24 protein-coding genes are annotated in these 20,908 nt (G+C 42.5%); 11 read left to right on the top strand and 13 right to left on the bottom strand.

The features are described 5' to 3' along the window. Positions 1–222 precede the first annotated feature (222 nt). The 10 genes from nusB to comGA form a co-directional block, all read right to left on the bottom strand. Positions 223–807, bottom strand: coding sequence for a transcription antitermination factor NusB (gene nusB, locus HMPREF9243_RS09840; protein WP_013669089.1), 585 nt, complete (start codon positions 805–807; stop codon positions 223–225). A 13-nt stretch (positions 808–820) separates the two neighbouring features. Beyond that, positions 821–1,192 (bottom strand): Asp23/Gls24 family envelope stress response protein, encoded by a 372-nt coding sequence (locus HMPREF9243_RS03975; RefSeq protein WP_041705969.1) that lies wholly within the window; start codon positions 1,190–1,192, stop codon positions 821–823. Between the two features lie 174 nt (positions 1,193–1,366). Next, positions 1,367–1,924: an elongation factor P gene (efp, locus tag HMPREF9243_RS03970; protein ID WP_013668769.1), complete on the bottom strand. Its 558-nt coding sequence runs from the start codon at positions 1,922–1,924 to the stop codon at positions 1,367–1,369. Between the two features lie 75 nt (positions 1,925–1,999). Continuing rightward, a complete protein-coding gene (locus tag HMPREF9243_RS03965; protein WP_013669159.1) occupies positions 2,000–3,079 on the bottom strand; it encodes a Xaa-Pro peptidase family protein in 1,080 nt (359 codons plus the stop codon). 250 nt (positions 3,080–3,329) lie between these two features. Beyond that, a complete protein-coding gene (locus HMPREF9243_RS03960) occupies positions 3,330–4,172 on the bottom strand; it encodes a hypothetical protein (protein ID WP_013668487.1) in 843 nt (280 codons plus the stop codon). A 103-nt stretch (positions 4,173–4,275) separates the two neighbouring features. Next, positions 4,276–4,941, bottom strand: a complete 666-nt coding sequence (locus tag HMPREF9243_RS03955; RefSeq protein WP_041705966.1) for a ComGF family competence protein — start codon at positions 4,939–4,941, stop codon at positions 4,276–4,278. Further along, complete coding sequence (locus HMPREF9243_RS03950) at positions 4,916–5,368, bottom strand: prepilin-type cleavage/methylation protein (RefSeq protein WP_013669999.1); 453 nt, start codon at positions 5,366–5,368, stop codon at positions 4,916–4,918. Before HMPREF9243_RS03950 ends, HMPREF9243_RS03955 begins: the two co-directional genes overlap by 26 nt. Before the next feature lie 2 nt (positions 5,369–5,370). Continuing rightward, a complete protein-coding gene (comGC, locus tag HMPREF9243_RS03945; protein WP_013669287.1) occupies positions 5,371–5,694 on the bottom strand; it encodes a competence type IV pilus major pilin ComGC in 324 nt (107 codons plus the stop codon). Then, the gene (gene comGB / locus HMPREF9243_RS03940) at positions 5,691–6,776 is read right to left on the bottom strand and encodes a competence type IV pilus assembly protein ComGB (protein ID WP_041705962.1); all 1,086 of its coding nucleotides are present in this window, start codon (positions 6,774–6,776) and stop codon (positions 5,691–5,693) included. Before comGB ends, comGC begins: the two co-directional genes overlap by 4 nt. Then, positions 6,721–7,725 carry a competence type IV pilus ATPase ComGA gene (comGA, locus tag HMPREF9243_RS03935; protein ID WP_013668662.1) on the bottom strand — a complete coding sequence of 335 codons (1,005 nt, stop codon included), beginning with the start codon at positions 7,723–7,725 and terminating at the stop codon, positions 6,721–6,723. Before comGA ends, comGB begins: the two co-directional genes overlap by 56 nt. 341 nt (positions 7,726–8,066) lie before the next feature. Here comGA and HMPREF9243_RS10465 point away from each other — a divergent pair, with 341 nt between their 5' ends. The 10 genes from HMPREF9243_RS10465 to HMPREF9243_RS03895 are packed head-to-tail and all read left to right on the top strand — an operon-like array spanning position 8,067 to position 16,662. Next, positions 8,067–8,222 (top strand): hypothetical protein, encoded by a 156-nt coding sequence (locus tag HMPREF9243_RS10465; RefSeq protein WP_013669509.1) that lies wholly within the window; start codon positions 8,067–8,069, stop codon positions 8,220–8,222. 50 nt (positions 8,223–8,272) lie between these two features. Then, positions 8,273–8,395: a hypothetical protein gene (locus tag HMPREF9243_RS10855; protein WP_013669960.1), complete on the top strand. Its 123-nt coding sequence runs from the start codon at positions 8,273–8,275 to the stop codon at positions 8,393–8,395. Next, complete coding sequence (locus tag HMPREF9243_RS03930) at positions 8,388–9,425, top strand: V-type ATPase subunit (RefSeq protein ID WP_013669267.1); 1,038 nt, start codon at positions 8,388–8,390, stop codon at positions 9,423–9,425. The genes HMPREF9243_RS10855 and HMPREF9243_RS03930 overlap by 8 nt, the downstream gene beginning before the upstream one ends. 14 nt (positions 9,426–9,439) lie before the next feature. Next, the gene (locus HMPREF9243_RS03925; protein ID WP_013669830.1) at positions 9,440–11,392 is read left to right on the top strand and encodes a V-type ATP synthase subunit I; all 1,953 of its coding nucleotides are present in this window, start codon (positions 9,440–9,442) and stop codon (positions 11,390–11,392) included. Positions 11,393–11,445: 53 nt separating this feature from the next. Beyond that, positions 11,446–11,892, top strand: coding sequence for an ATP synthase subunit C (locus HMPREF9243_RS03920; protein ID WP_013668672.1), 447 nt, complete (start codon positions 11,446–11,448; stop codon positions 11,890–11,892). Further along, complete coding sequence (locus tag HMPREF9243_RS03915; RefSeq protein ID WP_013669182.1) at positions 11,892–12,200, top strand: V-type ATP synthase subunit F; 309 nt, start codon at positions 11,892–11,894, stop codon at positions 12,198–12,200. Before HMPREF9243_RS03920 ends, HMPREF9243_RS03915 begins: the two co-directional genes overlap by 1 nt. Before the next feature lie 14 nt (positions 12,201–12,214). Then, positions 12,215–12,793 carry a hypothetical protein gene (locus tag HMPREF9243_RS03910; RefSeq protein ID WP_013669506.1) on the top strand — a complete coding sequence of 193 codons (579 nt, stop codon included), beginning with the start codon at positions 12,215–12,217 and terminating at the stop codon, positions 12,791–12,793. Between the two features lie 3 nt (positions 12,794–12,796). Further along, the gene (locus HMPREF9243_RS03905; protein ID WP_013668775.1) at positions 12,797–14,560 is read left to right on the top strand and encodes a V-type ATP synthase subunit A; all 1,764 of its coding nucleotides are present in this window, start codon (positions 12,797–12,799) and stop codon (positions 14,558–14,560) included. Between the two features lie 12 nt (positions 14,561–14,572). Then, positions 14,573–16,006, top strand: coding sequence for a V-type ATP synthase subunit B (locus HMPREF9243_RS03900; RefSeq protein ID WP_013669658.1), 1,434 nt, complete (start codon positions 14,573–14,575; stop codon positions 16,004–16,006). Then, entirely contained in the window at positions 16,006–16,662 is a 657-nt protein-coding gene (locus HMPREF9243_RS03895) for a V-type ATP synthase subunit D (RefSeq protein WP_013669899.1), read from the top strand. Before HMPREF9243_RS03900 ends, HMPREF9243_RS03895 begins: the two co-directional genes overlap by 1 nt. Positions 16,663–17,165: 503 nt before the next feature. Here HMPREF9243_RS03895 and HMPREF9243_RS03890 read toward each other — a convergent pair. The 3 genes from HMPREF9243_RS03890 to HMPREF9243_RS03880 form a co-directional block, all read right to left on the bottom strand. Continuing rightward, on the bottom strand, positions 17,166–18,284 hold the full coding sequence (locus HMPREF9243_RS03890) for an IS110 family transposase (RefSeq protein WP_049776740.1): 1,119 nt from the start codon (positions 18,282–18,284) through the stop codon (positions 17,166–17,168). Between the two features lie 267 nt (positions 18,285–18,551). Then, on the bottom strand, positions 18,552–19,046 hold the full coding sequence (locus tag HMPREF9243_RS03885) for a YtxH domain-containing protein (protein WP_013670128.1): 495 nt from the start codon (positions 19,044–19,046) through the stop codon (positions 18,552–18,554). Positions 19,047–19,089: 43 nt separating this feature from the next. After that, entirely contained in the window at positions 19,090–19,608 is a 519-nt protein-coding gene (locus HMPREF9243_RS03880) for a DUF948 domain-containing protein (RefSeq protein WP_013668516.1), read from the bottom strand. Positions 19,609–19,775: 167 nt separating this feature from the next. On the opposite strand from HMPREF9243_RS03880, the gene HMPREF9243_RS03875 reads away from it, so the two are divergent. After that, positions 19,776–20,657, top strand: coding sequence for a mechanosensitive ion channel family protein (locus HMPREF9243_RS03875; RefSeq protein ID WP_013669469.1), 882 nt, complete (start codon positions 19,776–19,778; stop codon positions 20,655–20,657). The last annotated feature ends 251 nt before the right edge of the window (positions 20,658–20,908 follow it).

Genomic DNA, 20,908 nt, shown 5'->3' with positions numbered 1-20,908 from the left:
TCGCTCCATTCACTTTACAAATTCTCTTACCACTAAGTATATAAGAATTTCGCCTAAAACAAAAGTCAGGAAAACAGGTCAAAAAAGCCCTGAACCACGGGAGTCAACCAAGACTGATAGATAATACTACCTGCTATGGTTGGCCAAGTGGCGGTCAGGGCTAACTATTAAAACACATATTTAGTTAAGAAAAGGAATTGATGGGAGGCTCGGCGATCTTAATCAGAGCTTTTCTTCTGGCTGCTTGTCTTCAACTGTAGCTAAGATACTGGAGAGGACCCCATTGATAAAGCGGCGGGAAGCTTCATCGGAATAGCGGCGAGCTAGATGAATGGCTTCATCGACCGCGACGACTCCCGGTACTCGGTCATGGTCCCCATAAAGAATCTCATAGGCGCCTACCCTTAAAATAGCCAAGTTCATCGCCTCCAAGCGGTTGAGCGACCACTTGCCTTGGATGTGGTCTTCAATGGCTTGGTCAACACTTTCTTGGTGGGAGGCAATCCGATCTAAAAGTTCTTGATAATAAGGTGGTAAGCTGAGCTCTTCGTCTTCTGAGACAGGTGCTTGGTTGAAGCGTTTATTACTCTTCATTTGTCCCTGGCTCTTCTCCAAAGGCAGACCTTGACTCTTCAATTGATCCAATTGTTCTTGGTCAATTTCTTCATAGCTCAATTGATCTTCCAAATCATCAAGATTAGCTAATAAGTATGCAAAGCTCTCTTCCTTAGTGCTTTCCGGTACCATGGCCTCTTGGTAAAGGGTTAATACCGCTAACTCACGTATTTGTGATAATCCTAAATTCATTATTGCCACCTTACTACTGTTCCCAAATGGCGAGATCGCAAACCACAACATTAACCTGGTCTACCAGAATATCTGTCATTTCATAAATGCTTTCCTTAACATGCTTTTGTAAGGCCAGCATGGTTTTAGGAATATCGCGACCATATTCACTCACTACCGCCATTTCAACGACCACTTGGCCTGACTCGTCATTATAGAGTCGGACACTATTGGCTTTGGAAAAGAAGGCTTGGAACGAGCCTTGGTATTCACTGATGGGTAGCGCGCCTTCGATATGCTCACAAGCAATGCGGGCTATGGTTTCAATCACTTCTGGAGCTATATTGATACTTCCCTTAGCATCCACTTCATGGGGAAGAGCATCGTTTGCTGTTGGTGTTGTCATATTATCGCCTCTCTTCATGACATAATTCTTAATGAGATAGACAAAAGGATTTATTATTTTTCCTAAACAAATAGTGTTGGCAAGCATTCGTTCTGCTTAAAAATATTTAACAAAAAATATTTCGTCAAATAATCATCAACGATATATGATGATAAAAATAATTTTTACTTAGATCTAAGCCCGGGAGATGTATTCGCCGTCGTTGGTGTTAATGACTAGTTTATCCCCTTTGTTAACAAAGAATGGCACGTTAACAACTAAGCCGGTTTCCATAGTAGCAGGTTTGCTACCGCCTGATGCGGTATTTCCTTTAATAGATGGTTCAGTTTCGGCTACTTCAAGTTCCACGGTGTTTGGTACTTCCAGACCAATGACTTCACCTTCAAAGGAAACGACGGAAACGATCATATTTTCTAATAAATATTTTAATTCGTTTTCGATTTTTTCGGTTGGAATTTCAATTTGTTCAAAGGTTGTAGTATCCATGAAAACATGAGAATCCCCTGCTGCATAGAGGTATTGCATTTCTTGAGAATCGATGTGGGCGGTTTCCACTTTTTCACCCGCACGCCAGGTCTTATCAGTCACGGCACCTGAACGCAGGTTTCTTAATTTAGAACGGACAAAGGCAGACCCCTTACCTGGTTTCACGTGTTGGAATTCAATAATCCGATATAAGTTACCACCGTCTTGGATCGTTAAGCCATTTTTAAAGTCATTTGTTGTTATCATTCTTTATCTCCTTTTTTCTTGAAATCATATCTATTATAGCATAGACTGGTTCATTTTCCTAACTTGCTTGATATTTTACAAAACAATCAATTCCCGGGGGGATTTAGTGATGTACTCATTGCCGTCTTCATGAATAAGTAAGTCGTCTTCAATCCGGACCCCGCCTAAGTTTTCCAAGTAGATCCCAGGTTCATCGGTAATAAATTGGTCAGCCTTTAGGATGTTTTTGCTGTTAGGTCCAGCCATGGGCGCTTCGTGGACTTCAAGACCAATGCTGTGACCGAGAGAGTGCCCAAAGTTCTTACCATAACCTTGACTTTCAATATAGTCTCTAGCAATAGCGTCCAATTCTTGGCCGGTCATACCGGGTTTCAGGGCTTCTTGGGCCATACGGTTAGCATCGTAAACAATTTGGTAGATCTTCTCTAAAGTGGAATCCACTTGTCCCACAGCCACGGTCCGAGTCATGTCGGAACAATAACCTTGGTAATAGCAACCAAAGTCAATGGTAATTAGCTCGTGATTGGCGATTAATTTGTCTGTTGCTACCCCATGAGGCATGGCTGAACGTTTACCTGAAGCGACGATGGTGTCAAAGGAAATCCCACTGGCCCCAAATTCCCGCATCTTAAAGTCTAGGGTATTGGCAATATCAATTTCACTGATCCCCGGTTTAATGTAGCCCAAGATATATTCAAAGGCCTTATCGGTGATTTCACAAGCCTTTTTGATTTTGTTAATCTCGTCAGCGTCTTTGATTTGCCGGAGGACTTCAATCATTCCGGAAGCAGGTACCAATTGGACTTCTAAAACATTCTCAAAGTCGTCGAATTGGGCTACTGTCACATGTTGTTCTTCATAGCCTAATTGGTTGACACCATTTTCTTGGAGCAGTTCTTGGATCAAACGCAAGGGGGAAGAATGTGATGCAGAACCTCCTGCTTCTATGACCTCATAGCCTTGGCACTGGAGCTTAGCCTGCTCGGTGTAACGAAAATCGGTAATAAAGTAAGCATTCTTGGTCGTTACTAAGGCTAGTCCACTTGTCCCAGTAAAGCCAGTCATGTAGCGCAAGTTATAAGAATCGGTCACTAAATAAGCGCCCAAACTTTCTTCTTGCAAACTCGCTTGGAGCTTTTTGATACGTTCTTCCACAATAATTCCTCCTTATTTACTGAGTAAGTAATGTCAATCGTACACTCCATTCTACCACAAGTTGGGAGAAATATTTTATAAAGTTTATTTGATGCCTCTTCGCTTAACTTGCCTAACAGTTTTTGTAGAAAATCAGTTGAGTTTTATAGTGCAAAAAGGCTGTGGATTGAACCACAACCTTCTTTAAAACAAATATTCTAATTAAAGTCTACTCCATCGGTTTTGTTTTTTGTGACTGTCACACTTTTAACTAAAAAGTTAAATCATAGATGTTATCACTAGCATAGATTCTTACTCGGCAGTGTTGCTGGTCATTTTGAGTGTAGTAGTCAACTTGTCCGAGGTTAAAGTTAAAACGTTTATTGAGTTTTAAATTGGCTCGTTGGTCTTTGACCTTCTGACTGGTCTCCTTTCCCTGCTTGTCTTTAAGTTCAGCTTTGACTTGCTTGAGCTCTTTTTCTTTGGCTTCAACCATTCTTTTTTGCCTGGCCTTCTCTTGATCTTTTTCTTCTTCAGGAGAAAGCTCCTCAACTTTTTCTTCAGCTAAATCTTCCTCTAATGCAGCTTCCTCCCTGGAAATTTCTTCTTCTGCTGCTCTAGCTTCCAGATCTTCTTGGGCCTGGTCATAGTTTGGATAGACATTGACGAGTAAGATTTCTGTCTCCTTATCCTCATTCTCCAGCATCTCTTCTAGAGCAGGTCCATTAACTAAGAACTCTTCTGATTTCGAATCAGTATTAACGTGGATAAGATAGACTTGGTCAGGATCAGATATATCCAATTTACCTTGATCGATTATGGCTGCCAAGTACTCCTTATTTAATGAAGCAATTGGTTCATACACCTCTTGGTCTTGATTCTGTTTTTCCTTGTCTTCCTTTAATCTTGCTTCTTGTTCCTCGCGCTCTTTTTGCTGGGCCTCTTCCTCCTTATCTTGGATCGCTTTTTCGATCCTTTTCTCTTCTTTAGCGAGGCGGTCTTCATACTTGGCTTCCATTTCACTTTCTACCTGGTCTTCAATTTTCAAGTATTCATGTTGGTAGGCCATTTCTGCCAGACTATGGGCCAGGTAGCCTTCCGCTACTGTCCGCATATTGGTGATGTTGACTTGGTAGAGCTTGAGACTAGCCAGCGATAGTAAGCTCAGAATAAAGAGAAGAGACAGAGAATAAAAGAGAATGGAACCAGACTTATTCTTAATTACTTTCAGTTTCCCCAGCCTCCCCTCTAAAGGAAATCAGTGCCTGGTATTCCTTTTGGTCAGCCAAACGGCAACTTACCTTAACTTGGTGGGAATTTACCATGGTGAAATTTACCCAGTCTACCCCCATCAGGTAGGGCTGGTGGCCGCGACCAGAGACCAAGCGGCGGATCATAGAAGATTCTTGGTTACTGTAATACTCCATCTGGATTTGCTGACCACTCGCCAGCTGGTAGTTTAAGCGGGTACCCGTCGCCCAATTGAGTTGACTATGGCGGGCTTCCCTTTGAAGTTGCATCAAGAAAACGCCCCAATCATCTTGCTGGATATCCTTGACTGCTTGGTAATGACTAATTTCCACTTCGACCACCAGGACAAAGAGGGATTGGATCATAAAGAATAAGGCTAAGGCCAGGACTGCTTCAATTGCGGTCCCCTGGATAAAGTCCACTTGGCTGGTTTTTTCTTGTCCTATACTAGCTAGGATTTCACAGTAAAGGGCTTCTTGTTGATCTAAGGCAGCTTGCTGGCGGCTGAAGTGCCTGGTCTGTAAGGGAATCATAGTGACAAAGAGAGACACAAAGGAAGCAATTAAAAATAAAGAAACTAGGGCTTCTACCAGCATAAAACCGTCCTTAGTCCTGACGTTTTTCCACCACATACTTGCCCACTCCTAATTGAAATTTGATTCGGTAACGCCCTTGAGGATAGCGGAGGGTCACCGTTCGTGGCTGGATATAGCCGGTTCCAGGTTGGATGCTGACCTTCTGGTAAGACTGGATCCGGGTATTTCTGGGTAAGAGAATAATATCCTTAATATAGGGATCTTGTCCTTCCTTAGCCTGCATAATCCGCACCTGGTCAGAGAGAAAATATAAATAGTAATATTCGCCCTTGATAATGGCCTCCTTCTGACAAGCTTCATAGCTCTGTAAAATTTCCTGGAGGCAGGTATCAATCGCTAAATTTTGACTGGCTTTTTGACTTTGAATCATGGTCACCGTAAAGATCACCCCCACAATAAATAAGCTTAAAACCATGGATAAAAGGGTCATCCCTGCCTTAGCCCGGGCTTGTTTAACTTTCATTCTTATTCAGCTGATAAGGCATTAAAACGGTCAGCCTGTTCACGGCTCAAGTAATCTCCGTCTACCAATTGGTCAATGGTCCCCTCTTGGCCGTCATGGTCATTTTTGTAGAGGATCATTTGGGTTTTTACCGTCTGCTCCAGGGCCTCGTCTCCGGTTTCTTGGGCCTTATCTCTTTGGTTCATGATATTAGGTAAGAAGAGTAAGATCAGTAGGCCTAAAATAAAGAGGACAACGATCATTTCTAAAAGAGTAAAGCCCTCCCGCTTATGAAGGCCTAATTTTGACATCATTCGATTGGCTTGATTTGTTAATACATTCATCATCCTGGTATCTCTCCTATCATATTAAACATGGGTAGCATCAACATTAGATAAATGGTTACGATAAATAGAGCAATCACGATAAATAGGCCATTCTGGATCCAGTGCATGAAAAGTTTGACCTGGTCTTGGTAATTCTTCAAACAGCGCTGACTGTAGAGACGCATTTTGAGAGCTAATTGACTCAGTAGCTCGCCCTGGTGGACTATGGCTGGAAATTCTCGGGTAAAAATATTTACTGCCTCCAACTGGCCCACAATAGCCTGACCTTCTTCATAAGAATGAGCCAGGTAGTGACCGAAGTCATAGAGGAAAGGAACTTCTTCTTGCTGGCTAAAGGTGTCTATAATTTGCTTGATGGAATAACCTACTTGGAAAAGCTGGCTGAATTCATAAGCAAAGTAATAAGTGTAATAAAGCCGCAAGAGCCGGCCGAATAAGGGGATTTTGACCAAGGCCTGAGCTTGAAGCAAAGGACCCACTTTCTTCTTCCATACTCTAAAAAGTAGGTAGGCGATCAGTAAGACTAGGAAAGAAATTCCTAATAGTAAGGGCAGGTTTTCCAAACACCAAAAGAGTAAGCCTAAAAAACCCGAGTCTGGACTGGCTTGGAGGCGGTCAAATTGTGGTAAGACAAAGCCCCGCATGCCCAGTAGCATCACTAAGAGTAAAAGCACCAGAAAAATCGGATAGCGTAAACTTTGCCTAATAGCCGCCTGCTGCCGGGCCCGCTCCTTGAGATAGGCACTGATGGTCTTTAGTCCTGGGGCAAAATCACCCCAGCGTTCAGCAACTTGGATTTGAAATTGGATATCCTTGGCCAATTTCATTTCTCCGGTCGTTTCATAGAAGAAATGCCCTTCAATTAATAAGGCTTCCATAGATTGAAAAGTTTCCTCCTGCTTGGGATAGAGAGAAGCCAAAAAGGAAAAGATATCAATCATTTGAAAACCTTCCATTAACATGTCGGCAATATAGGCAAGCACTTCAGCTTGGAGCGCCTTATTCCAAGAAGAGGTAATTTCGTAATTAGCAATTTTCTTCCAATTGGTAGGCTGCCACCATTTCGCCTGAGATTTTTCCATGAGTATAAGCCTCCTGCAATTTACCATTTAAGGACTTAAAGTCACTGGCCACTTCTCCCTTAGTGAGGTAGTGGGCCAACATACGGGCATTCATCCATTCACAAAAGAGCTGTCGCGAGGCCCCTTCTCCCTTGACAGGGATGAGACGCTGAGAAGCGACAAATAAGAGCGTTTGCAGTAATTGTTCTTGGCTCAGTCCCAATTCCTTGAGGCGGCCAATAACGCCAATGCAGTTTTTGGCATGGATAGTGGCAATCACCAAGTGCCCGGTTAGGGCCGCCCGCATCACCATTTGAGCAGTTTCTTCATCACGAATTTCACCGATCAAGAGAATATCGGGATGGTGGCGGAGACTGGCCTTGATCAGACGCTCATAGGTCAAGCCTGCCTTGCGGTTGACTGAAATCTGTAAGAAATTAGCCTCCTTAATTTCGACCGGGTCTTCCATGGTGATCACCTGGCAGGCGCGTTCCTGGTAGACCTCTCTTAAGAGATGATAGATGGTTGAAGTCTTTCCCGAGGCCACCGGGCCAGAGAAAAGCATGAGTCCACTTTTTCGATAAAGGTATTTCTTCATCTCCTCTAAGTCTTCAGCCTCTCGCTCACTGTACTGCCACTGACTTTGGTCATAGAGCAGACGGATCACCAAGGATTCCTGCATGAGGTAGTTGGCTAAGGTAGACAACCTAAGTTCAATTTCTCCCTGGTCTAATTGGTAGATCAAGGCCCCTTCTTGGGGTAAACGTTGCTCGCCCACATCTAAATGACTAATATACTTCAAGTAGCGAATCCAGCGGCTTCCAAAGTCTAAGTCAAACTGGCGCACCGGCTTGAGGATTCCCTCTTGGCGGAAATAGACTTGGTAAAGACCCTTTTCTGGCAAGAGATGGATATCATCCACCCGTGCTTGGTAGGCCTCCCTGAGTATTTCTTGAGTGATTTCCTGCAAATTATCCCTCCTTTTCCTTCATTAAATACAGTGAAAGACTTAGGCGTTAACCGCCTACTTATTGGTCCGCAAAATCTTTACTTTTTATTTTTAATTTTCTCAGCTTTTTAAGCTAAAAATCAGTTTGCTGACTCTCATCCGTCTGAGACCAAAAATGTCAAATAGCTAAAACGCTATCATTTTTATCCATGCAAAAATCGTCAGCGAACGTCGACTTTTTACTGTTTTTGCAAGATTTAATCCCGGGTAAAAATGACTTTAATGGCCTTCTGTCCTATAATGAATTGCAGAGCTCAAACTGGCTTTGTGCTTATAAAATAAAAAGAAGGATGGTGGAATAGATGGATAAAATCATAGAGCAATTGCACCATATGGAAGTTGATGCCAATCGTCATCTTGAGAGTGTTCAAGATGAAAAATTAGCCTTGCGTCAAAACTATGACCAAAAAAAGCTGATTATAAGAAACAAGCTCAAGCAAAATATGACGAAGAATTAGCCAGGATCCAAGCCCGTAACCAAGACTTACGCGAGGAACGTACCCAAGACTTGCAAGCCAGCTACAACCGACAAATGGAGCAAATCAAACAACTCGTTGATCATGATCAAGACAGCTACCTCAAGGATTTCTTCAATCAATTACAGGCCCTCGGAGTGACAGGCGATGACTAACTATACCGCTATCAACACCAAGGTCCGGGCCATGAAAGGCAAGCTCGTCTTGACTCCAGAAGAAATCGATGACCGCTTAGCAGGTTATACCTTGTCAGACCTCTACCAGGCTCTCGACCAATTGCCTTCCTACCACCAAGTGATGCCTAGCGAACAGAATAAGCTTGACCTCACTGCGGAGAACTTGATTGAACTGATTGATCGGGGCTTGCGCTATGACTTTCTCAAGCTCTACCGCTTTTCTGGTTTCGAACAACGGGCGGCCTTATCGGTCTATGGGATTCGTTTTGAACGCGAATTTATCACCAAGGTACTTAGAGGCTTGGAGCGCCAAGAATCGGTGCCCTTTGTCGTTAACCCCTTTACTGACTACTTGGAAAAGCACCGCCACTTTCACATCGGTGAACTAATTACCAAGACATCGGTCCTTGATTCGATTGATACCTTTAGAGATACCGATTACGGTAAATTCTTTGAGGATTACCATGATTATTTCCATGACCACGACTACAACCATTACATTATCAGTACCGTCTTTGAACAATACTGTGCGGTCTTGGTTTGGAAAAAGGCCAGTCGGGTACTTAATGATAAGGCCCTGACCCGCTTTAAGAAGTTATTTGGTAGTGAGATGGACTTAGCCAATATCCGGACCATTTTTCGTTTGAAATTCTACTATAAGGTGGATGAGAACTTTATCCGGTCGCAACTCTTTAGCCCAGGCCGCTACCTTAATGAAGCAAATATCAGTGCTCTCTTGGCTAGCCAAGACAAAAACAGTTTCTTCAACCTCTTGACCAACTTGGGCTATCAAGATTTATTCAAGAGTGGAGAAAATAAAGTAGTGGGCCTCAAGCAACAAAAAGCTTGGTTAAAAACCATTGAACACCGTTTTGCTAAGAGTTTACCGCAGTCAGTTTTGCCCCTCTTTGACTATCTCAGTCTCAAAGAACTGGAAGCTGACTTACTCAAAGAGAAGGTAGAAGCGATTGCCTACCAATCCCCTGTTACTATGCCATTCCATAATTGAAAGGAGTTCCTTGGATGATTACAAAAATGAGTATGGTCAACATATCTGGTCCACGTGATGATATCGACCGGATGGCTGACCAATACTTAAGTCATTATGATATTCATTTAGAAAATACGCTAAAGGAATTATCAGAAATTCAGACTTTAAAACCCTATACCAGTCCTGATCCCTACCAACCCTGGGCAGATCGGATTGGTAACTTATTACAAATCACTAGTGATGAAGAAGAAGAGCTAGAAGGCGATTGTCGCGACTTAGACTTTGACTATATCAAGCGTCTAGTGACAGAGGTCGAAAAAGATTGCTCTGATGTCCAAGGGCAATTAAATGAAGTCAATGAATCACTGGAAAAATTAGAGGCCGACTACCATACCTACCTGCCTTTTTCCGAAATCGATTATAACTTAGCCGATATTCTTTCCATGGAAAAGATTAAGTTTCGCTTTGGTCGCTTTACTGAAGCAAACTACCGCAAGTTTAAAAAATATATCGATAATATGATTCCTTCCATCTTCATTCCTTCTAAGACTGAAGACGGCTATGTTTATGGCCTTTACTTTGTGCCTGCCGAAGCCCGGCAACGAGTGGACGCTTTGTATTTCTCCTTAGCATGGCAAAGAATTTACCTGCCTGAAGAAAGCGGAACTTTTAAAGAGATTCTTAGCCGCTACCAAGGTGAAATCCAAAAACTTAAGAAGATGCAAGGAGACCTTGAAACCAAGCTCAAGGCCTTCCTCCTCCCCGTAAGAGACAACTTACTGGAAGCTAAACAACGTCTCCATAAGTTATCCAAGGCCTTTGGCGTCCGCCGTTATGCAGCCATTACCCGAAATGAATTTGCTAAGAAAGAAACCCGCTATCTCTTAATCGGCTGGATGGATGAAGATGATGCCAAGTCTTTAGTTAACGACGTCAAGGATGATCCCAATGTGACCATCTATATTGAAGATGATAGTGATGAAGATAATATCGAACCACCCACGAAGTTAAAAAATAATTTCTTTACCAAACCCTTTCGCATGATCACTAAGATGTATGGGACCCCCAATTATGAAGAGATGGACCCTACACCCTTAGTGGCGGTAACCTATTCCTTAATGTTTGGGGCCATGTTTGGTGACGTGGGCCACGGGCTCTTACTCTTTTTACTGGGCTTAGCCTCTTACCATCTGCCTAAAGTTGCCATGGCCAAGATGTTCTTACCAGTGGGTATTTCATCGATGCTTTTTGGTTTCTTGTACGGCTCTGTATTTGGGATTGAAGACAAGATTATTGAACCCATCTGGTTGAGTCCAAGTAAGGCCATGACCAATGTGCCTTTCTTTGGGACTTTAAACACGGTCTTTGTGGTTTCGGTTTGCTTTGGGATGTTTTTAATTCTCTTAACCATGCTGATGAATTTTGTCTTACGGCTTAAAGAAGGCGAAAAATTAGAAGCCATCTTCGACCGCAATGGCCTCATGGGACTGATTTTCTACGGATTAATGGTTTTAACCTTGGTCCTCTATATGACTGGTCATTCCTTACCTGCCCTAGGAATCATCATTGCCATTATGGTTATATCCTTACTCTGCATCGGTTTTAAGGAACAAATCATTAACTTTATTGAAAAGAAAAAAGCTGACAACGAAGATGGGATTGTGATTCAATTAATTACCGTGTTCTTTGAAGCTTTTGAAACCTTATTATCTTTTATTTCTAATACCATTTCCTTTGTCCGGGTGGGTGCCTTTGCCATCAGCCACGGGGTTATGATGGGGATTGTTTTAATGTTTGCCAATCTAGAAGGTAATAACCCTAACTGGTTGGTCTTTATTTTAGGTAACCTCTTCGTCACTGGTTTCGAAGGTTTGGTTGTCTTTATCCAAGTCTTACGGCTAGAATTCTATGAACTCTTCAGTCATTTCTACAAGGGCGACGGGATTGAGTTCAAGAGTGTCTGGTCATCGACCACCAAGTCATAATTCATAAGTTGTCGATTGAATTCAATTTAATTTTTTAAAAAAGGAGAATGAAAATGTCTATTGCTACTATGCTTAAATTAACGATTGTCTTAACTTTTATTGTTGCTTTTGTCCTCCCTGGCGCTTACTATTTCTTAGGTCATGCCGGTCGGGAACGTTATAAGAAAACCCTCGCTTGGAACGTCTTTGCTCTTGTTTCAGGGATTGCTATTGCCTTAATTATTGCCTACCACCCAGAAGTTGCCTTTGCGGCTGGTGAACAAGCAGGAGCTGCTAGTGACGGCTTAGCCCGTGGCTTAGGTTTTATCGGTGCTGCCCTCTCTACTGGTCTCTCCTGTGTAGGTGCTGGTATTGCCGTATCTAACTCAGCTTCTGCAGCCCTTGGTGCCATTAGTGAAGACTCATCCATCTTTGGTCGTTCATTGATCTTTGTTGGTTTGGCTGAAGGTATCTCCCTCTTCGGTTTAATTGTTTCCTTCTCTATCCTAGGTCAACTTTAATGAAACAATATTTCATTAGTGATAATGTGCATTCCTTAACCGGGATGAAACTGGTGGGCGTTGATGGCGTCTTGATTAAGGACCAAGATTCATTTGAAGAGGCTTTTCAAGCAGTCTTGGAAAGAAATGATATTGGTGTTTTGATGATTTCGCCCAAGCTGATTGCTGACCACCAAGACCTAGTCGATGAGGTGCGATTCAACCGCTCAACACCTCTGATTGTAGAGATGTTAGGCCCCAATGAATATGCATCCGAACAATCCTCAATCGCTGACACCATCCAGCGTGCCATTGGGATATCCATTTAGGAGAGGAGCCTAGTATGAAACTTGAAGAAAAAATGGCTTATTTTAAGGATCAAGTGACCCAACAAAGCCAATCTGAAATTGACCAACAAATTAACCAATACCGGGAAACTTTAGAAGATGATTTTCAAACTTTTCAAGAACAAACCGATGACACTTTTGCTCACCGCTTAGTTAACGAGAAAGAAGCCTTACGCAAAGAAAATAATAAGGCCATTTCCCAAATTCAAATTAACCAACAACGGGAATTGTTCTTAACCGAAGAGAATATGAAATTGACTCTCTTCCAAACCTTCACTAAGCAAATCGAAGACTACCAAAAGAGTGAGGCTTATATTGAACAGTTGAAAAAAATGCTGACTAATATTCAAGCCTACGCAGGTCGTGAAAAATACGACCTTTACATCGATGAAAATGATAGTCATTTAAGAAGTCAACTAGAAAGTTATGCTTCCCACCCTATCATTATTTCTGACCGTCCCTTCATGGGCGGCATTCGGGCGGTGTTAAGAGAACGCCAAATTTTGGTGGATTACTCCTTCTTAACCTTTCTTGACCGCCTCAAAGAAAACTTTGTCATTAAGGAGGCTGATTAATCGATGGGAGAAAATACAATTTATGCCATTAATGGCCCCATTGTTACCGTCAAGGGTAATACCGATTTTTCCATGCAAGAATTGGTCCATGTCGGTAAGAGTCGCTTAGTGGGCGAAGTGATTCGTATCGACCAAGCCAAAACCACCTTCCAAGTCTACGAAGAGACCGCCGGCTTAAAACCAGGCGAACCCATCTATGGCAGTGGTTCAGCCATGACAGTAGAGCTCGGCCCTGGTCTCTTAAATAATATTTATGATGGGATTGAACGGCCCCTAGAGGATATCGCTGAAGCCAGTGGTTTCTATATTAAAAGAGGAGTCAACGTCGACTCGCTTGACCGTCAAAAGGCTTGGCAGATCACCCCGACCGTTAAGGTGGGAGACCAAGTATCTGCTGGGGACGTGATTGCTGAAGTGCAAGAAACCCAAGCCATTAAACATAAAATTATGGTGCCTAATTCTGTGGTAGGTGAAGTCGTTGATGTGGTGGCTCCTGGGTCTTATACCATTGAAGAAACTCTAGCGACTATCCGCCAATTTAATGGTGAGGAATACCAAGTCAAGGCCTATCAAAAATGGCCCATCCGTACCCCACGACCTGTGGCTAAGCGACTGGAAAGCACTACCCCACTTCTCACTGGGCAACGGATTATTGATACTGTCTTTCCGATTGCTAAGGGTGGGACAGCGGCCATCCCAGGTGGATTCGGTACCGGAAAAACCACCATGCAACACCAAATCGCTAAGTTTGCTGATGCCGATGTCATTGTCTATATTGGTTGCGGGGAACGGGGCAATGAAATGACCGAAGTCTTGGAAGATTTCTCTAAACTGATTGACCCGCGTTCTAACGCCCCATTAATGGAACGGACCGTCTTAATCGCTAACACTTCCAATATGCCCGTGGCAGCTCGGGAAGCTTCCATTTATACCGGCCTAACCATTGCTGAATACTATCGGGATATGGGGTATGATGTAGCCATTATGGCCGACTCCACTTCCCGTTGGGCAGAAGCCTTACGTGAATTATCGGGCCGTCTGGAAGAAATGCCAGCTGAAGAAGGTTATCCTGCCTACCTGGCTAGCCGAATCGCAACCTTCTATGAAAGAGCCGGCGACATGGAAACCCTCAACCACGACAATGGCTCAGTGTCAATTATCGGGGCGGTCTCCCCTCAAGGTGGGGACTTCTCTGAACCCGTGACCCAAAACACCAAGCGTTTTGTCCGCTGTTTCTGGGGACTGGATGCCAACCTGGCCCATGCCCGTCACTACCCAGCCATTAACTGGATGAATTCCTATTCTCAATACGTGGATGACTTAACGGCTTGGTATAATAAACAGGTTTCCGAAGAATTCGTGGAAAACCGCTCACAAATGATGGCCCTACTCCACGAAGAAGATGAATTAAATGAAATCGTTAAATTAATTGGTTCAGATATCTTACCTGATTCGCAAAAATTGACCCTGCAAACCGCACGAATTATTCGTTTGGGTTTCTTACAACAAAACACCTTCCACGAAATCGACCAAGCGGTGCCGATTGCTAAGCAAGCCAAGATGTTAGATGTAATTCTCTATCTACATTCCCGCTGCCAACAATTGGTTCAATGGGGGATGCCCATGTCTTACATCGCTAAGGCTGATATTTTTAACCAATTAATTACCATGAAGTTTGATGTGCCAAATGATGACTTAGAAGCCTTTGATCATTATTATGAAGATATCGATCGTTTCTATGAAAAAGCAATGCAAGAAAATGGATAAGGGGGAAAATAAATGGCAATTGAATATTTAGGATTAAGTTCGATTGAAGGCCCTCTTGTCGTGGTCGACGGGGTTCGAGGGGCGGCCTATGGTGACATTGTCCGCTTCAGAACTAACCGTTCTGACCAAAAAGTGGGTCAAATCATCACAATTGAAGGCGAACATGCCCTGATACAGGTTTTTGACTCGACTACAGGCATGTCCTTAGACAATACCCATACCCAATTTACCGGTAAGGGGATGGAATTAGGCCTAGGTCCTGATATCTTAGGACGGACCTTTAACGGGATTGGTCAACCGATCGATGGCTTAGGCGCTATCCACGCTGAAGTGAGTCGTGATGTGAACGGTGCGCCCCTTAACCCGGTCTCACGGATTTATCCGCGTGACTATATCGAAACTGGTTTTTCTGCCATTGACGGCTTAACTACTCTCATTCGCGGGCAAAAGTTACCAATCTTCTCCGGTGATGGGATGCCCCATAACCAACTGGCTGCTCAAATTGCTAAACAAGCCAAACTCGGTGACGGCGTAGACGGCGAATTTGCGGTCGTCTTTGCTGCCATGGGGGTTAAACACGATGTGGCCGATTTCTTTAAGCGCTCCTTTGAAGAAAGTGGCGCTATGGAACACGTGACTATGTTCGTTAATACCGCTGACGATCCCGTGATGGAACGTTTGATTACCCCACGGATGGCCCTCACTACCGCGGAATACTTGGCCTATGATTTAGGTAAGCATGTCTTGGTTATTTTGACCGATATGACTTCTTTCTGTGAAGCTTTACGTGAAGTTTCTAATGCTAAGCAAGAAATTCCATCCCGTAAAGGTTATCCTGGCTACCTCTATTCCGAGTTAGCGACTATCTATGAACGGGCAGGTATTGTTAAAGGACGGCAAGGTTCTGTAACCCAAATTCCAATTTTAACCATGCCTAACGATGACATCACCCACCCCATTCCTGACCTTACCGGTTATATTACTGAAGGCCAGGTGGTCTTGGACCGGAGTATTGAAGGGAAGAATATCTACCCACCAATTAACCCTCTCCCTTCCCTGTCACGTTTAATGAAGGATGGGATTGGGGACGGTTACACCCGTGAGGACCATGACGCGGTATCTAACCAACTCTTTGCTGCCTACTCCCAAGCCATTGATGCCCGTTCACTAGCATCGGTTATTGGGGAAGAAGAACTTTCTGACTTAGATAAGAAATACCTGGCCTTCGGGGAAGCCTTTGAACAAGAATTTATTGGGCAAAAGCAAGATGAAAACCGGACCATTACCGATACCTTGAACTTGGGATGGGACCTGCTCCGGACCTTCCCACGGACCGAGTTAAACCGGATGGATAGTCAATTACTCGACAAATATTATGAAGACACCACTTATTCTTACAAAAAAGATGCCCTAGATAAGGATAGTAAGCAGGACGGTGAGGACTAATGGAAGTCAACCACACTCCCACCAAGGGGAATCTCATGCAGGTTGAAAAAACCTTGCGCTTATCCAAGAACGGTCACGAATTAATGGACCGTAAACGGATGATTTTAATGAATGAAATTATGTCCCTGGTGCAAAAGGCTAAGAAAGTCCAAGAGCAATTAAAGGAAGCCTATCAAAAGGCCTATGAGTGCCTCTTTGAAGCCCAGGGAGAGATTGGTTTACATACCATTGCGGACTGGGCCCAAGATGTCCCCCAATCCGATAGTCTTAGTCTCAAAGTCCGCAGCGTCATGGGTAGCGAGGTGCCTGAGGTCGACTACCAAGCCGAAGCCATGCAACCGGCCTATTCCTTCTCTCAAACCACCACAAAAATGGATGAAGCCCGGATTGCCTTTGAAGCAGTTAAGGACTTAGAGATGCAGCTGGCCCAAGTGGAAAACGCGGCTTACCGGCTAGCCTCAAATATCCAAAAAACCCAAAAACGGGTTAACGCCTTGAAGAATATCACTATTCCGCAATTACAAGACGCCCAAAGAGACATCTCCTCGGCCCTTGAAGAAAAGGAAAGAGAAGAATTTACCCGTCTCAAAGTGGTTAAACGCATCCTTACTGCCAAAGATGAAGCCCAAAAAGAACGCATGCAGTCTGAAGCATAAAAAAGAAGCCTCTAGGGGCTTCTTTTTTATGTCTATTAATTTATCCTTCTTGCCTTATATCTCCAAAATAAAAAGCCTGGGACAAAAGTCCCAGGCTCTTTTTAAAACACGAACTATCTAATCAAAACGTGTTCCAAAAGTCAGCCCTGACGTCCACTTCACGAACTATGTGCGATAGGCTTGCGCCTATCTTCCATAGTTTGTTCCAGTGGTTCAGGGCTCTTTTGACTTTTGTCACACTCTCTTTCCTACGATTAGTCAAGTAAAAATCAGTATAAAGTTACTAAATATATATAGTGTTATTTAGAAATTTAATCTTTTGAATATTCTACGGAAAATTTGGCATGCTAAATAAGCCTCTGTATTGAGACTTTTAAAAATTTTAGTTACTATAAAAATGAATTAGTTGCGGTGAGAGGCATTTAATTCATAATCATACTTCGTATGATGATTGAATAGCGCGTATAGGCATTTAAGCAGCTTATTCATACACGCTATAACAGCTACCTTATGGCATTTATTAAAGGGTGGCTGTTTTTTGTATAGTAATAATCAACGATATGATTTGGCGCATGTCTCTGGGCGCGAATCATATTGGTAATAATGATATAAAGTATTTTTCTAGCTTTTTTATTTCCACGTTTGTTGATATGGTCTCGGCCTATAAATTTACCTGATTGATAGCGTCTAATATCAATTCCGACATAGGCATTTAATTGTTTGTGGTTCTCGAATCGGGATAAATCACCTAATTCTGCAATTAACTGACAAGCCGACAGTTGCCCAATCCCTGGTACACTGGCATAAATTATAAATTCAGAAAACTGACGTCCCAAAGCAATCATCTTATCTTGAATAAGTTCTTTTTGATTAATTAAATTTTTTAGATGTGCGGCATAAAAACTGAGCACCTGACAATAAAAACTGTCCTTATGGACAGAAGGATAGGAAGAAGCTGCACACTCAATGATTTGATCAGCTTTTTGAAAAGCTCTTTGCTTAGAGATATTTTTTAATGTTGACTTTTTCAATATATTTTTGATGACTGTTCGAGAGGTTTCTAGCACATAGTCGGGATGTGGGTATTTTTCAATAATAGTTAAAGCAAATTCATTTTTTAATTTAGAGAAAACTTTTTCGATACCAGGAAAGCAAAGATAGATACCTTCTAAAAACTTAACATAGAGTCTGTCGATACCTTCTTGTAGTTCTAAATAATAAGCATTCATGCGCTTCATTTCTTCATAGCGAAGCTCTTTCCTTACCGAAGGTTGAAAGTTAAAAATTGACATGATTTGTGCCAATTTATGAGCATCTGCTTGGTCTGTTTTATTTCTTCTTAATGTCAAACCATTAGTTCGATTGTACACTTCTAAAGGATTCAAACTGTGGTAAGTTAAATGATTTTTGTGACAAAATCGTTCAAGTGGCTTTGAATAGATACCTGTCGTTTCAAAAGCAAGAGTCACTTCCCCAGAGATCTGTTGGATATTCTGTAACAGTTCTTCAAATCCCTTACGAGTGAATTCCAAAAGGCTTTCCTCAATACATCTATTATTTTTATACAGAACTTGTGTCGCTTTTCCTTTGGAAACATCAAATGCATATAAATACTTAGTCATTTCTAGCTTCCTTTCGTAATGGTTTGAAAGATTTTCACTTCATTGTTCTTATCCTAATTTCCTAAACACGAGCTCACAGCTCAACATACTTAAACCAAAATTAAAAACAAGAGTGAAAGAATCCGTTTTTTAATTCGGGCTCCTAGCCCTTGAGAGTTTGTCCGGATTATCCTTTCACTTACACTATATCTGAAAATAGAAATAGCTCGAAGATAAATCCGTCGATTTACCTTCGAGCTAATCTTAGTATGTTTTTTATCTTAAGCCTTATTTTTTAGCTTGGCTCTTGGCTTCTTCTTTGCCGTCTTTAGCTTCTTTTTTAGCGGTGTCTGCAACGTCTTTTGATTTTTCTTCGACTTCTTTACCAGCTTTTTTGGCTTCATCTTTAGCATCTTGGGCAGCTTCATCGACATATTCCTTGGTGTAGTCGTAAGCTTCCTTAACGTCGTCTTTAGCCTTGTGGTATTGTTCGTTAGCTACACGGCCAGTTTCTTGTAAGGAGTCTTTAAGGGTGTCTGCACTTTCTTGTAAGTTAACGCGGATGTCGTTAGCTGCATCTGAAGTGGCTTCGTAAATGGTGTTACCCTTTTCGATTGCAAGATCAGCATAGTCCATGGCTGTGTCTTTTAAGTTGTTAGCTTGGTCATTGATGTCTTGACGTAATTCTTTACCAGATTTTGGCGCGAATAATAATGCGGTTACAGCCGCTGCTGATCCACCAATAATTGCTCCGAGTAAAAATGCACCTGTTTTATTTGACATAAAATATACTTCCTTTCCTTTTTAACACATTCACACTATTCGGCTAAAATGCCTTGGTTTCAGATTGTTCTTGAGCCTTACGCATGTCGCGTTTTTTCTTAAGTAATTTAGCTGATTTTCCAATCTTTTCAAAGCCAGAAACCTTGGGATCAACCTGGCTATTTTCACTGGCTTGACGTACTTTCTTGTAACCAGCTTTGGCTTGATCAACTTTTTCATCCGCTTTATTGGTGATATTCAATACTAAATCGCGGGTAGAATCATTCACATCGGAAATGGAAACCCCAACATCTCCCACTGCTTGGAATAAAGGATCAACCTTAGCTACCTTACCGTTAACGTCTTCCAGTAGTTGGTTGGTCTTATTAAGTAGGCCTTGAGCTTCTACTGAGATACCGTCGACATCGCGTCGGAGAACGGCAATTGTTTTATTGGCCTCATCAACTGTATTCACAACTTCCTTAACGGTTTGTGTCAATTGACGGATAAATAAAACAAGAAAAACCACTAAAACAGCGAAGGATACTGCAGCAATAATTGCCGCTATCTCACTCCATGTCATGCTATACATCACTCCTCACATCTTTAAGTGACTTTCTTATTTTTAATATACCTATATGATACCATTTTTTACCTATAATACAAAATATAATCGCTTCCAGTGGCTTGGCTTTACCTTTATTGAAATAACGTATAAACTATATCTATGAATAGGAAAGGAAAGTCTCAATGCAATTCATCAGTCAATGGTTCACCAATTATCTAGGCAATATCGATATTGAAAGTATCTTATCCCACTTACTGACCACCCTCTTACAATTAGTTCTCACGGTGGTCTTGCTATACATCATTCGCCGGATTACGGTGCGTTTGATTAATACCTACTTTGATAAAACTGCCCGTTTTTCCAACAATAACTACCGGTCAAAAACCATGAAAGCCCTGCTGACCAATATTACCCAGTACGTGTATTACTTCCTGCTTGGTTACTCTACCCTAGCCATTCTTGGCGTCCCAGTTGCCACGCTCTTAGCTGGTGCTGGGATAGCCAGTATTGCAGTAGGTATTGGCGCCCAAGGCTTGGTTACCGACATGGTCAACGGCATGTTCATCCTGCTAGAACACCAGCTAGACGTTGGTGATTCCGTAGTGATCGACCAAGTCAGCGGGATCGTAGAAAAAATTGGGATTAAAACCACTGTTATCCGTGGATTCGACGGGACCATGAATTTTATCCCTAACCGTCAAATTGAAGTAGTGGTCAATAATTCACGAAATCCTATCCGTAGTGAAGTTGATTTATCTTACTTTGCTGATACCGATATTAATGAATTCGTCACTGTCATTAAGAAACGTCTTGATGATTTGGCTCCCGACGAGAACCTGTCTAAGCCACCAGTATTACTGGGGGTGACTAGAAATGTTGACCACCAACTCGTTTATCGCATCCGCTTCTTCTGTGTAAACGGCAGCCAGGAAGATGTTCAAAGCAAGTACTATGAAGAACTCACCAATGCCTTAAGAGAAGCAGGAATAGAACAACCTGACTCCCAAAGAGCTGTCTCTCATATCAGCGTCGATTATAAACACGCAGAAAATGAAGGCGAATAAAAAAGGAGAGTGCGACAAAAGTCAAAAGAGTCCTGAACCACTGGAGCGAACTATGGTAGATAGTTGCAAAACTATCGCACATAGTTCGTAGTTGGGTTCAACTTGGCAGACTTGGACTGATTTCACAAGTCAGAAACAAGCGAATGCTTCGCTTTTATTCTGACTTGCTCCAATCATCCAAGTCTAGTTGCCAAGTCTCACACCCTGTGTGAAGTGGACGTCAGGGATGACTTTTGGAGCACGTTTTGAAT

The sequence above is a fragment of the Aerococcus sp. Group 1 genome, assembly GCF_000193205.1.
Lineage (GTDB): Bacteria > Bacillota > Bacilli > Lactobacillales > Aerococcaceae > Aerococcus > Aerococcus urinae_A.
The sequence above is the reverse complement of the archived record's forward strand: the minus strand, read 5'-3'. Positions and strand labels throughout refer to the sequence as shown.